The sequence below is a fragment of the Neptunicoccus cionae genome (assembly GCF_002860325.1).
In the GTDB taxonomy this organism is placed as follows: domain Bacteria; phylum Pseudomonadota; class Alphaproteobacteria; order Rhodobacterales; family Rhodobacteraceae; genus Amylibacter; species Amylibacter lutimaris.
This window is the reverse complement of record NZ_PKOJ01000001.1, coordinates 460,602-474,652: the sequence shown is the minus strand read 5'-3', so window position 1 is coordinate 474,652 and position 14,051 is coordinate 460,602. Positions and strand designations below refer to the sequence as shown.

Sequence of the window (14,051 nt, the reverse complement as noted above, 5' to 3'; positions counted from 1 at the left end):
GGTTTTCAGATCAGGGCAGCAGGCAATAATCAGATTGCCTGCGCCTCTTGCAACTCGGTCTTCAAACGGGCCTCTTGCGCAGCTTTAGGGGTCGAGAACCGCGCCAGCAGAAGGTAGGCGACCGGTGTCAGGAACAGGGTTGATACCGTGGCAAGCCCCAGCCCGCCGACAATCACCCAGCCCAGCGCCTCGCGGGCTTCGGCTCCGGCACCGGCTGACAGGATCAGCGGCACGCCCCCGATAACGGTTGATGTCATCGTCATCATCACAGGTCGCAGCCGCACTGTAGAGGCCTCGAGAATAGCGCTGTGAACGTCCTGCCCGCGATCCCGCAACTGATTTGCGAATTCCACGATCAAAATACCGTTCTTCGCCATGATCCCGATCAACATCACCAGACCGATCTGGCTGTAGACATTCAGGCTCAGCCCCGTCAGCACCAGCGCAAAGACTGCACAGGCCAGCCCGATAGGCACCGTGGACATGACCACCACAGCAGAAACAAAGCTTTCGAATTGGGCTGAAAGCACCAGAAACACCACCAGAATGGCAAAACCGAAGGTTACGAAAAGGCCGGAATTTGTCTGATCCAGTGTCGCAGCTTCGGCCAGCGGGACGATGAAGTTTTCCTCTGAAAGAACCTCTTCGCCTAATTGTTCCACCGCAGCCAGTGCATCTCCGAGTGACAGTTCCGGTGACAGGCCCGCAGTAATCTCGACCGAACGTTTTTGTCCTTCACGATCCAGTTCCGGCGCAACGGCCCGTTCCTCTAGCGTGACAAAGCTCGACATCGGCACCATCTGCCCGTCCCCCGCCTGTACAAAGATATTTTCCAGATCGCCCGGATCATTCACCGGATCGGTGGTAGAGAGCATCTGCACGTCGTAGCTGGTGTCATCAATGAAAACAGATCCCACCTTGCGCCCGTCCAGAACCGCCTGCAAGGCTTCGCCCAAACCGGTGATGTCGATACCCAGATCAGACGCCCGCGTGCGATCGATCTGGACGAAAAGCTGTGGCTGGGTGGTTTCATATTCCAGCTGCACCTTACCCATGCCCGGAACTTCATTCATCCGGTCGACGAGAGTCTCTGCCACGTTGGCAAGCTGCTCGTAATTATCGCCAGTGATTGCAAAAGCCAGCCCACGGCCCGCTCCGCGAATTCCCAGTGAGTTCGGCTGGATCGCAAAGGCACGCACGCCAACGATATCCCGAAGGCTCCGGTTGATTTGGGCCACGATTTCCTGTTGTGCCCTGTCCCGCTCGTCCCATTTCGCAAGGGTGAAAACCATAAACCCGCGATTGTCCGCGCCAAAGCCTGAAATTGAAAACACATTGGTGATCTCACCATTTTGGCGCAAAGGCTCTACCGCGTCCTCGATCTGCTGCATCTTGCTTTGGGTGTAAGCCAGAGACACCCCTTGGGACGCCGTCACGCGAAGCAGGGCAACGGCGCGGTCCTCACGCGGGGTTAATTCCTGCCGGATTCCCCCTGCCATGAACGCCGCAGTCGCCGTGAACAGCACAGCTACAAGTACAACCACCATAGGAACGGCCAGTACCCCGCGCAAAAGCGCGGCATAACTGTTTGCAAGCCAGTCGCCGAGCCAGACCATAGGGCCGCGGCTGCCTTCCGTCTTCGGTTTGCGTGTCAGCAGGCGGCTGGCCAGAACCGGACAGAACGTCAGCGCCACAACCGAGGACAGCATCACCGCTATTGCCAGCGTGAATCCGAACTCGCGGAACAGGCCACCCACCTGACCCGGCAGGAAAGACAATGGGACAAACACAGCCGCCAGTGTGGCGGTCGTCGTGACCACCGCAAAAAACACCTGCTGCGTGCCAAGCACAGCCGCAGCCCTTGGCCCCATACCCTGACCGCGCAGACGAACGATGTTTTCCAGAACGACGATGGCATCGTCCACAACCATCCCTGTCGCCAGTACCAGCGCCAGCAGCGTCAGGATATTGATCGAGAACCCGACCAGATAGATCGCCGCCAGCGATCCGATAAGCGCAACCGGAAGGGTCAGCGCGGGAATAAGCGTAGCGCGAAAGTCCCATAAGAAGATGAAAATCACGATCACCACAATTGTCACTGCCAGCAGAAGGGTCTTTACAACTTCAGTGATCGAGCCATCGATAAATACCGCATCATCAGAGGTTACGAAAATACTGACATCTTCGGGTAATGTCGCATCCAGCTCTGCCACCACCGCGCGCACATTCTTGGAAATCTCAAGCGTATTCGACGTGGCCTGACGGATGATCCCGATGCCAAGCCCCGATTGCCCGTTGGCCCGCAAAACGGTTTCGCCGGGCGCAGGCCCGAGCGTTACTCGGGCCACGTCGCCGAGGATCACATCGTTACGGATTTCAAGCGCCTCGAAGGCTGCTGCCGTGGCAACACTTGCTGTGGTCCGCACATTGATCGACTGGCTGTCTCCGGCAAGATCACCTGAAGGAGAGTCGTAGGCCACATCAGCAAGACTGTTGCGCACATCCGCGAGGGTCAGCCCGCGGCTAGCCAGTTCCAACTGGTCGATGTCCACACGAAAGACCGGATCGCGGTCACCGTAAATCTGCAAATCCGCTACACCGTCCACGGAAATCAGTCGGTCCTCGACCCGGTCCTGCACAATTCGTGTCAGATCCTGCGGAGAGCGGCCCGACGATGTGACCGCAATCCGCATGACAGCATCCGCATTCGCATCCGCTTTGACAATCTGCGGCTGTTCCGCCGTATCGGGCAATTGGTTGACGATCCGCGCCACAGCATCGCGCACGTCGGTTGCCGCAATGTCGATATTCACCTTGTCGTCAAACTCCAGCGTGACACGGCTCCGCCCGAAGCGGGAATTGGAAGAGATCGAGCGCACTCCAGCGACCCGCCCCACGGCCCCCTCGATGCGGCCCGTGACTTCCTGATCTACAGTTTCAGGCGCGGCGCCGGAAAACTCGGTAGTGACAGTGACAACAGGGCGGTCCACATTGGGCAGTTCGCGGATCTCGGCGCCAAAAAACCCCGCTACACCGGCCAGCACAATCAGCGCGTTGAGTACGAAAGCAAGAATAGGCCGGCGCACAAAAACTGCGGTACCAGAGGTGTGTCCGGCTGGTGCCGCTTCCTCCGTTTGCTGTGTCATGTCCGATCTCCGTTACCGTTGCGCAAGGCTGCAGCAGCCTTTTCCGAGAGAACGACCTCGGCCCCTTCGCGCAGGGTCTGAACGCCCTCGGTGACAATTTCATCGCCCGGTTTCAAAACCTTGCTCTCTACGAGTATGCTGTCACTGTTGCGCTGGCGGATTTCCAGTTCGGCACGATGCACCGTGCCGTCCCGAAGCACCCAGACAAACGGCCCGCTACTGGACCATTGCAGCGCCAGTGGTGCGATCGACAGCAGCGTTTCGCCCGGAAACGTCAGACTGACGGAAAAAGCCATGCCGGCACGCAACCTGTCGGCTTCGTTATCAAGTCGCCCCTGAACCCGCATTGTACGGCTGGTACGTTCCACAACAGTGTCGACCGCGCTGATCACTCCTGTCATTTCAACATCACGCAATCCAAGAGGCGTAGCCGTGAACGGCTGTCCGGTTTCTATTTTGCCGATTACACGTTCGGGCACACGGAAATCGATCAGGATTTGCGAACGGTCGGTGATGGTCACCAGAACATCCTGTGCGTTGACACGATCCCCAACGGCAATATCGATGATCCCAGTATAGCCAGAAACCGGCGCTTCGATCTTGCGTTGTTCCAGATTGTATTCGGCCTGCCGCAGTGCCAGTTCGGCATTGCGCAGGGACAGTTGGGTTTCCCGCAGGCGCACCTCGGTTACAGCACCGGTGGTTTCCAGCCGCGCGATACGCTCTGCTGCAGCCTGCGCATCTTCAAGCCGGACACGAGCCTGTTCCACGGCAATGGTTTCGGCTTCATCTTCCAGACGGGCGATGACCTGCCCTTTTTCGATATATCCTCCGGCCAGAATAGGCAGTTCGGTAATCAACCCGACGGCTTTGGCCCTCACCGCAATGGAATGAAGCGCTTTTCCGTCACCAATCGCATTAATCCTGTCTGCAAGGGACTGTTCACTTACCTGTGCTGTAACCACCTGTGCGGGCCCGCCCTGAAACCTTCCCCGTTGTGCAGTGTTATCTTCCGGCTGCGCGACCTCAATTCCAAGCTTCGCCAGATAGGGTGCGGAAGAAGGCACATAAGTAGCCCAGATGTAAACTGCCGCTGCAAGTGCCACCGCACAGAGGATTATCTGGCGCAAGACATTCATGGGTTCTGTCCTTGTCGGTTTCGTCTGGTTAATCCAGCCTGTTCAGTTGTGCGGAGTATTGCACAGTCTGGCGTCCGCAGGGCATGGATGACAGATGATTTCAATAAAGTTTACGTTACCCGACAAAAAAGACAAAAGCCAAGCGATTACAGGAAAGTCTCTTTCAAAGTGCGTTTCAAAACCTTCCCGTTGGCGTTACGCGGCAAAGGCGTTTCCGAGATCGAATAACTTTCGGGGACTTTGTAATCGCTCAGGTTCGCGGCACAAAGTGCGCTTAGCGCGGCCTCATCAACCTGACCGCTTTTCGGGCAGATCACCGCATGTACCCTCTCGCCCAGAACCGGACAGGGTTTGGCGATAATCGCTGCCTCTGCCACGTCCGGATGGGTCATCAGGATGCTCTCCACCTCGGAACTGAACACCTTGTAGCCGCCGCGGTTAACCACATCCTTGATCCGGTCGAATATCCGGACATAGCCGTTTTCGTCCATCGCGCCCATATCGCCGGAACGCCAGAACCCGCCCACAAACTCGGACGCTGTGGCATCGGGACGGTTCCAGTAGCCCGCCACAACCATCGGGCCACGTATCCAGATTTCACCGACAGTCCCGACCGGGCATTCGCGCATATCTTCATCCATGATCAGGATTTCCCCGCAGGCCACCGGCTTGCCGATCGTATCAAAGGCACTGCGATCCGCATCCAGCGGCATGATGGTCGAAGGGGAAGTTGTCTCGGTCGCGCCGTAGGCGTTTACCAAAGTCAGGTCCGGCACCAGTTCGGCCAGTTTTTCAATCGTTGGCACCGGCATGGGGGCACCGCCATAGGCACCGATCCGTAGAGAACTCAGATCAAACTGTGTCAGATCCTCGCGCAGCAACATCAGGTTGTACATCGCCGGAACCATGACCGAATAGCTGATCTTCTCGGCCTGTGTTACCTCCAGAACCGAACGGGTGTTGAAGGCTTCTTGCATCACCAGTTTGGCCCCGACCCCCAGACTGGTCATCACCAGAGCAATCAGCCCTGTTACATGGGTTGCAGGCACGACCAGAAGGGCGGCGTCCTCTTGGGTGAGTTCAAGATGATGGGCAAAATGCATCATGGAATGGATAATCCCGAGATGGGTCAGCATTGCACCTTTGGGCTTCCCTGTTGTCCCGGAGGTGTAAAGGATACAGGCCAGATCATCTTCATCCATCGCAGGAATGACCGGATCAAATCCGGCAGGGGCGCTTTGTTCGATGCCATCGATTTCCAGCCGCCACTTCATGTCGGGCACATCGTTCTGTAGCGGAATTGCAGTATCGTGAGCCGGATCATAGATCAGCCCCGCAGCACCACAATCATTCAGGATAAAGGCGGTTTCCGGCGCAGCCTCCCGCACGTTCATCGGAACCGGAACCGCCCCCAGCCGCCAGATCGCAAGAAGCGAAACGACAAATTCCGCACGGTTGGACAGCAGCAGACCGACCCTGTCTCCGCCAGACAGACCGAGTTTTTGTAGTTGCGCCGCGCATCCGTTTACGCGGTCAGACAACGCAGCATAACTTAACCGCACCTGTTCATCTACAAGGGCGGTGCGTTCAGGATAGCGGGCGATGATCCCGTCGATCTGCTCCATCACCAATGCTGCGCGGGGCTCGAAACAGGCTACAACACGATCACTAAAGTGCACTTCATTACGAACGGTAGGCATCTTGGTCATATCGGAACTTTCTTGAAGGGGCGTTCGGGTCGCATCGGCGGTTTGACGAAGGCTAGATGCGCGCCAAACGCGGTTCAACAACGACGTTGCTGCGCGATTACCCTACAGCCTGCTGCGCTTTGTCAGAAGAGAGCAGAGATTCGGCCAGTAATGCAAACTGGGGGGCCATTGCACCAACGGCAACCGCATCATCGTGGGCCGCCTGTCCCGCCTTGGCCCGCGCGGTGATACCGGCAAGAATGACCGACATGCGGTACAAGGCGAAGGCACGGTGGAACCGGGTCAGCGGCGCTTCACACCCGCCACTGGCGCGATAATGGTCCAGAAAGGCCACTCCGTCCGGAATCCCGAGCGTTGCGAGGTCCAGCCCTGCCAGTCCCCCCATCTGATCCGGTGAAAGCGCGTAAAACATCATCCAGTGCGCCAAATCCGAAAGTGGATCGCCCAGCGTAGAAAGTTCCCAGTCAAGCACAGCGACGATACCTGCCGGATCGGTGCCGTACATCAGATTCCCAATCCGGTAATCGCCATGCACCAGCGTTGTCGGGCTTTCGACTGGTATATTGTCTGCAAACCACCCTGCCAGTGCATCAATCCGGTCGCAAAACGTCTTTTCCATGCCCGCCGCCTTCGCAGTGTCCCACTGACGTGCCCAGCGGCGAACCTGACGGGGGTAGTAATCACTCGCTTTGCCGTAATCGGAAAGTCCCGCACGCTGCCAGTCGACCTTGTGTACCTCTGCCAAAACACGCGCCGCATCCTGAAATACCGCCCCCCTGTCGGCAGGGTCTAGCGCGGGCAGGTCACTGACTTCTGACACATGACCGTAGAGTCTTTCCATCAGATAGAAAGGCGTTCCGATCACCGTCGGATCCGCTTCGAACATTACCATCGCAGGGACCGGCACTTCGCTGTCAGCCAGAGCCGACATGACGCGATGCTCGCGGTCAACCGCGTGGGCGCTTGACGCTGTTGCACCTGCAGGTTTCTTCCGCAGAACCAATTCCCGAGTGGCAGTGCTGAGGAACCATGTCGGATTGGACTGCCCGCTTGTGACCGGAGCAAGCTTCACAGGCTCTCCCAGAACACTCTCCAGTTCGCGGGGATCAAAGTCGGGTTGAATGGCCATGTGTCTTCAGTCTCGCAGTTGCGGTTTCAGAAAAATTAGTGTATGACATTAGGACATAAATAGCGGACTTCGCGCGGTCAACGGTTTTTGCTAAATCGCAAAATAACCTTACGGCGCAATGGCGAGAACGGGCTGGGCACGCTGGTCAGCTTAAACTAGCATCCGCTTCTGTCAGCGCCGGTCCCACCCTCCGTAGCGTCAAACGACAATAATATTGACAGGGACGGCGATTCTAATCAGTGTACTACTGTCAGACACTAATTGAGATTTCTCGGTATGCGCCCAACGGCCTGTTTCCAATGTTGCAGAACTCCCGCCTACCCCTTGCAAGCGCGCGTTGCAGGAGGCAGGGAATGAGCTTTGACACCATTCTGACCGATGTTGCCGACAACATCATGACATTGACCTTGAACCGGCCCGAAAAGCTGAACGCGTTCAACAACACCATGATGGAAGAAATGATTGCGGCACTCGACATGGCCGATGCGGACGACGACGTGCGCGCCATTGTGGTGACAGGTGCAGGGCGCGGATTTTGTGCCGGTGCCGATCTTGATGACTTGAACGCGTTTTCCTCGGCAGATCTTGACCCGAAATCCACGGATCCCACCGCATGGAACAACCCCCAGAACCGTGATTCCGGCGGGATGCTGGCATTGCGCCTGTTTCGATGTCTCAAGCCGGTAATCGCTGCAGTGAACGGCCCGTCCGTCGGGATCGGCAGCACCATGCAGCTGCCGATGGATATTCGCATCGCCTCGGACAATGCCAAGTTCGGCTTTGTTTTTGCCCGTCGCGGCATCGTGCCTGAAGCGGCGTCAAGCTGGTTCCTGTCCCGCGCTGTCGGCCTGTCCACCGCGCTGGAGTGGTGTTATTCGGGCCGCGTTTTTGGCGCCGAAGAAGCGCTGGAAGCCGGATTGATACGTTCTGTTCACGCACCCGACGACCTGTTGCCCGCAGCTTACGAAATCGCACGCGATATTGCGGATAACGCAGCACCTGTGTCTGTGGCAATGACCCGCCAGATGCTATGGCAGATGTCCGGCGCACCCCATCCGATGATGGCGCACCAGATCGACAGCCGCGCTGTGGCTGCCCGCAGCGTACAGGCCGATTCTGCCGAAGGCGTCGCCAGTTTCTTTGAAAAACGACCAGCGGAATTTCCTGATCGTGTCAGCACGGACATGCCCGGATTTTTCCCCTGGTGGAACGAGCCCCCCTGGGCCTGATCCATTAATGTGTTGGGAGGACACGCAATGACAGACAAGATTTTGGTAGAGCGCAAGGACGGGGTCACGACCCTGCGTCTGAACGATCCCAAAGCCATGAACGCCATGACAGCGGATATGGCCAGCGCCTTGCGTGACCTGCTTTTGAGCGAGGCGAAAACCGCGCGGGCCATCGTCCTTGCGGGCAGCGAGCGGGCATTTTCTGCCGGGGCCAACCTGAACGCTGCGATGCCCGATGACACCACCGGTTTTGACGTCGGGGAGACACTGGAAAAAGAATACAACCCGCTGATGCTGACCATCCGCGATCTGGAAGTACCGGTCATCAGCGCCGTGCGTGGTGCAGCAGCGGGTGTCGGTGCGTCTATTGCGCTGGCTTGTGACATCATCGTGGCTGGCAAAAACGCCTATTTTCTGGAGGCATTCGCCCGCATCGGCCTGATCCCCGATGGCGGTGCGACGTGGCTGCTGACCAAAGCGGTCGGGCGGGTCCGCGCCATGGAAATGATGCTGCTGGCCGAAAAACTTCCGGCCGAACTGGCACTGGACTGGGGATTGATCACCCGGGTTGCAGAAGACGATGCGGTTGAAACTGCTGCATTCGAAATCGCAGCGCGGCTGGCGCAGGGTCCGTCCCAAAGCTACAGCCTTATCCGCAAAGCCGCGTGGGCCGCTGCGGATAGCGATTTTGCCACGACTCTGGCAACCGAACGCAAGTTGCAAAAAGAAGCCGGCGAAACCAGCGATTTCGCCGAAGGGCTGGCGGCATTCAAGGAAAAACGCGCGCCACGGTTCCAAGCGTAACCGCGCGACAAGAACACCCCCGGAGGTGAACGACTTCCGGTGCGGAGATCCCCTCCAAAGGATCACAAGACATTCCACCCCGAGAGGAACGGGGCAGGAGACTTTCGTTCAAAACGACCGTTCCGGCATCCGGAATACAAACAGGAGGAAGATAATAAATGAAACGTATGATTAAATCAGTACTCGCAGGGGCTTCCCTGCTGGCGCTTGCTCCGGCTGTCCAAGCCGACCAGCTCAGCTTTGCAGGCGGCTGGCCGCCAAATTCCAAACCTACAGCGGTTCTGGAATCCTATGCAGAAGCGATCGAGGAAAACTCCGGTGGCGAACTGACCATGCGGGTGTTCCCGCTGTCCCTGCTGTCTTTTGCAGAAGGCAACGCCGGTGTACGCGATGGTCTGGCGGACTCCGCTGCGATCCTGACACCTTACTTTCCGGCTGAATTTCCAAACCTGAATATGATCTCGGAATTCTCCCAACTGGTAGAACTCGAAGAATTCTCCGGCGAAATCAGTTCCGCTGCCTTTGCCGGTGCGCTGACAGAATATGTCATGCTGAACTGCCCCGACTGCCTGAGCGAAACTGCAAAGCAAAATCAGGTGTATCTGGGTGCTGGCATGACCACATCCTATGCGCTTCAATGTGTTGTGCCGCTGAACTCGCCGGAAGACCTGAAGGGTAAACGTATCCGGACTGCAGGTGCATACTGGTCCCGTTGGGCCGAAACCGTTGGCGCTGTTCCGGTGTCCATGTCTGTGAACGAAACCTTCGAAGCGCTTAATCAGGGCGTTCTGGATTGCACAGCCTCCAACACTGCAGATTATGTGAACTTCAGCTTCATCGAGGTGGTGAAATACCTCTACACAGGGCTGCCAGGTGGCCAGTTCACCGTTCCGACAATGATGAACAAAGACCGTTGGAACGGCCTGTCCGAAAACGGCAAATCCGCTGTGATGAAAGCCAGCGCCAAGCTCGCCTCTGAAATGACATGGGTGTATCTGGACGAAGCCGCCGCCGGTAAGGCCAAATCGCCTGAGCTGGGGATCGAGTACGGTCCGGCTTCTGAGAGCCTTGTTGCAATGAACCGCGAATTCATCGCCAATGACGTAAAGAACGTTGCGACTGTTTATAAAGACCGTTTCGGTCTGGAAAACGGCACGGAAGCAGCCGACAAACTGCGCGAGCTTCTGGGCCGCTGGACAGAGCTGACAGCAGGCGTTGAAACCGCTGATGCACTGACCGAGCTTTACTGGAACGAGATCTACTCCAAGATCGACGTCAGCAGCTACGGCAAATAATCAAACGCAGGTGCCAGCGCAAACCGCTGGCACCTGACACGGATTTTAGGGGAGGAATCGGATGATTCATGTGGGGAAAGCCCTGTCAGGACTGACAAAGATCGGATCGTTACTCGGGACGATATGCATCGTTTTGATGATGCTGCATGTGACAGCAGACGTGGTGGGCAGATATCTGTTCAATGCCCCGCTGACGGGTACGATTGTGATCGTTGGCCATTACTACATGATTATCGTCGTGTTCATTGCCCTTGGTGTCGCCGAAGAAAAAAACTCCCATATCTCGGTCGAGTTTATAACTGATATGTTGCCCCGCACGATACAGGGCTGGCTGTCCGCTTTCTCTGGCCTGTTCACCCTCTTCGTATTCGGACTGCTGGCCATCAGCGGCTATACCGAAGCCATGAAGAAAACCAATGCCGGCGCCTCGATGGAGCAAGGCTCCAGTCTGATTGCGATCTGGCCAAGCTATTGGGCGATCCCGTTTGGCGCCGCGCTGATCTGTCTGATCGCCGCCTACAAAGTACTGGTGCGGGTTTTCAAGACCCGCAACGGACTTAACGAAACACTCGAAGATGATGAGATAGTTCATGACTGATGTAGCAATTGGCCTGACCGGCCTTGGTTCCCTGATGGCACTTATCGCCCTGAGGGTACCGATTGGCGTGTCCCTCATCGGTGTGTCCTTCATCGGATTGTGGTCGCTTATGGGGTCCCGCGTCGCCTGGGGTGCGCTTGGGGTTATCCCTTACCAGTTCACTGCGAACTGGGTGCTCAGCTCTATTCCGATGTTCCTGTTTCTGGGGTTCATCAGCTATCACACGCAGCTGACCAAAGGCATGTTCAATGCCGCACGGATCTGGCTTTCTGCTATTCCGGGCGGGCTGGCAATTGCCGCGATTTTCGGCTCTGCCGGTTTTGCAGCTGTATCCGGTTCTTCCATTGCCTGTTCCGCTGCAATGGGCCGGATCGCAATCCCCGAGATGATGAAGCACAAATATCACCCGGAACTGGCCACAGGCACGGTAGCGGTGGCCGGCACCATTGGCGCGCTGATCCCGCCTTCGATTATCCTGATCCTTTACGGCGTGATCGCACAGGTCTCTATTGCCAAACTGTTTCTGGGCGGCATCAGCGCAGGTATCCTGACGACCGTAGGCTATATCATTGTTGTGCTGGTACGGGTCAAACTGAACCCTGATCTGGCACCGGAACGGGATGAAAAGGTCAGCCTGTCCGAACGGATCATTGCGCTTAAAGACACCTGGCCGATCTTCCTGATCATGATCGGTATCTTTGGTGGTCTGTTTGGCGGTATCTTTACCCCTACAGAAGCCGGAGCCGTAGGTGCATTTCTGGCTTGTATCGTTGCGCTGATCAGCGGCGAACTGACGCTCGAACGCTTTCTCAAGGCGGCGCGCGAAACCACGATGACCACAGCTTCCCTGTTGATCATTGCGATCGGGGCCAGCCTGCTGACACGGTTTCTCGCGCTTTCGGGTGCCGGAGACTATCTGTCGTCAGGCATTATGTCCGTAGCTTCCAACCCTGCTCTGCTGATGCTTGGGATCGTGCTGGTTTACCTGCTCATGGGCATGTTTCTGGAACCCATCGGGGCCATGTTGCTGACCCTGCCGATCATCCTCCCTGTAGTAGATAATTCGGGATGGAGCCTGCTTTGGTTTGGCATCGTGCTGACCAAACTGCTGGAAATCGGAATGATCACACCGCCGATCGGGATGAATGTTTTTGTCATCAAAAGCGTCGTGGGCGATCTGATAAAAACCTCTGCGATCTTCCGTGGCGTGATGTGGTTCATCGTGATGGACCTTGCCATCGTGGCCCTGCTCTCGGCTTTCCCTGCGCTGGTTCTGTTCCTGCCCGAGTTCCTGAACTGATCCCAATACGACAAATCGGCCGGACCGGTCCGGCACTATCAAATTAGGAGTTATGGAAATGACATCCCAAAACACGACGCTGGTCCGGCGTGCCCGCAGCCAGCAACTTGGCGATCTGCTGCACCGATCTGCCGCGCGCACACCGCAAAAGGCTGCACTGAAGTTCCGCGGAGTTTCCGAAACCTTTGCCGAACTGAACCGTGCAGTGAACCGTGCGGCCAACGGGCTGAAAGCAAAAGGTATCCGAAAGGGCGACCGTGTTGCCCTTCTCAGCCATAACAACCGCGCCTTTGTGGTGCTGCGCTTTGCGCTGGCGCGGATCGGCGCGGTGACAACGCCTGTGAATTTCATGCTGAACGCTGAAGATGTGGCCTATATCATCGACCATTCCGGTACCGGTGCCATCGTTGCAGAGGATGCGCTTTGCGCAACCGCCGATGCGGCGCTGGCGGCGCTCGGTAAGGCGGACATGCAACGTTTTGTGATCCCCCACGCCGATGTTACCGCACCTGACCAATGGGAACCGGTCGCCACTCTGCTGGATCATTCGGATGACAGTGACGTCTGGGTCGATGTGGACCCGGACGATCCGATCCAGATGATGTACACCAGCGGTACGGAATCCCGCCCCAAAGGGGCGCTGCTGACCTCCAGCGCGCTTTATGCGCAATACATCAGCTGCATCGTAGACGGCAAGATGACTGGCGAAGCGGTCTCGCTGCACTGTCTGCCACTGTTCCACTGCGCACAGCTTGACTGTTTCCTGTCGCCCGACCTTTATCTCGGCGCTACCAGCATTCTGCATGACAAGGCAGATCCAGCCGAAATGCTGGCAGCCATTGAAGCTGAAGGCGTGACCAAACTGTTCTGCCCGCCCACCGTCTGGATCGCCCTGCTGCGCCACCCCGATTTTGACAAACGGGACCTGAGCAGCCTTGAAGCGGGGTATTACGGCGCCTCCATCATGCCCACCGCGATTATCGAGGAACTGATGCAGCGTCTGCCAAACATGAAGTTGTGGAACTTCTACGGACAGACGGAAATGGCCCCCATCGCCACCATCCTGCAACCGGAGGACCAGTTGACCAAACTGGGTTCTGCGGGGCGTCCGGCGCTGAACGTGGAAACCCGTGTCGTGGATGACAATGACCAGCCCGTAGCTGTGGGAGAAGTCGGCGAAATCGTCCACCGCAGTCCGCATCTGATCCTTGAATACTACAAAGACACAGAAAAAACGGCCGAAGCTTTCGCCAACGGCTGGTTCCACAGCGGCGATCTCGGCCGGTTTGACGAGGACGGCTACCTCTATGTTGTGGACCGCAAGAAGGACATGATCAAAACCGGCGGCGAAAACGTGGCCAGCCGCGAAGTAGAAGAAGCCATCTTCCGCCACCCGGATGTGGCCGAAGTCGCCGTGTTCGGCATTCCCCACCCCACATGGATCGAAGCCGTGACGGCCATCGTTGTGGCCAAGGACGGATCATCGGTGACACGAGAGCAACTCATGGACTACTGCCGCGAAAATCTGGCAGGGTTCAAATCCCCCAAACACATCGAGATCGTGACCCAACTGCCCAAAAACGCGAGCGGCAAGATCCTGAAAAAAGACCTGCGGGTGGAATATCAGGGCGTGTTCGACGGGGGGTAAATTCGGGTCGAGTATTCTTAGCAAACGGCAGTGGGGGACCTGCTGCCGTTTTTT

General features: G+C 57.1%; 10 protein-coding genes. 6 read left to right on the top strand and 4 right to left on the bottom strand.

Translation table 11 applies throughout. The features are described from left to right. Positions 1-29: 29 nt before the first annotated feature. The 4 genes from C0U40_RS02175 to C0U40_RS02160 form a co-directional block, all read right to left on the bottom strand. Positions 30-3,146, bottom strand: a complete 3,117-nt coding sequence (locus C0U40_RS02175) for an efflux RND transporter permease subunit (protein WP_101654104.1) — start codon at positions 3,144-3,146, stop codon at positions 30-32. Further along, positions 3,143-4,285 (bottom strand): efflux RND transporter periplasmic adaptor subunit, encoded by a 1,143-nt coding sequence (locus tag C0U40_RS02170; protein WP_101654103.1) that lies wholly within the window; start codon positions 4,283-4,285, stop codon positions 3,143-3,145. The genes C0U40_RS02175 and C0U40_RS02170 overlap by 4 nt, the downstream gene beginning before the upstream one ends. Positions 4,286-4,431: 146 nt before the next feature. Then, on the bottom strand, positions 4,432-5,994 hold the full coding sequence (locus C0U40_RS02165; RefSeq protein ID WP_101654102.1) for a class I adenylate-forming enzyme family protein: 1,563 nt from the start codon (positions 5,992-5,994) through the stop codon (positions 4,432-4,434). A gap of 97 nt (positions 5,995-6,091) precedes the next feature. Beyond that, positions 6,092-7,123 carry a phosphotransferase family protein gene (locus C0U40_RS02160; protein WP_101654101.1) on the bottom strand — a complete coding sequence of 344 codons (1,032 nt, stop codon included), beginning with the start codon at positions 7,121-7,123 and terminating at the stop codon, positions 6,092-6,094. Positions 7,124-7,476: 353 nt separating this feature from the next. Here C0U40_RS02160 and C0U40_RS02155 point away from each other — a divergent pair, with 353 nt between their 5' ends. The 6 genes from C0U40_RS02155 (at position 7,477) to C0U40_RS02130 (ending at position 13,997) form a co-directional block, all read left to right on the top strand. Then, on the top strand, positions 7,477-8,352 hold the full coding sequence (locus C0U40_RS02155) for a crotonase/enoyl-CoA hydratase family protein (protein WP_101654100.1): 876 nt from the start codon (positions 7,477-7,479) through the stop codon (positions 8,350-8,352). A gap of 27 nt (positions 8,353-8,379) precedes the next feature. Further along, positions 8,380-9,156 carry an enoyl-CoA hydratase-related protein gene (locus C0U40_RS02150; RefSeq protein WP_101654099.1) on the top strand — a complete coding sequence of 259 codons (777 nt, stop codon included), beginning with the start codon at positions 8,380-8,382 and terminating at the stop codon, positions 9,154-9,156. A 158-nt stretch (positions 9,157-9,314) separates the two neighbouring features. Beyond that, complete coding sequence (locus C0U40_RS02145) at positions 9,315-10,451, top strand: C4-dicarboxylate TRAP transporter substrate-binding protein (RefSeq protein ID WP_101654098.1); 1,137 nt, start codon at positions 9,315-9,317, stop codon at positions 10,449-10,451. 61 nt (positions 10,452-10,512) lie between these two features. After that, complete coding sequence (locus C0U40_RS02140; protein WP_101654097.1) at positions 10,513-11,049, top strand: TRAP transporter small permease; 537 nt, start codon at positions 10,513-10,515, stop codon at positions 11,047-11,049. After that, entirely contained in the window at positions 11,042-12,349 is a 1,308-nt protein-coding gene (locus C0U40_RS02135; protein WP_101654096.1) for a TRAP transporter large permease, read from the top strand. Before C0U40_RS02140 ends, C0U40_RS02135 begins: the two co-directional genes overlap by 8 nt. Positions 12,350-12,407: 58 nt before the next feature. Next, entirely contained in the window at positions 12,408-13,997 is a 1,590-nt protein-coding gene (locus tag C0U40_RS02130) for a fatty acyl-CoA synthetase (protein ID WP_101654779.1), read from the top strand. The last annotated feature ends 54 nt before the right edge of the window (positions 13,998-14,051 follow it).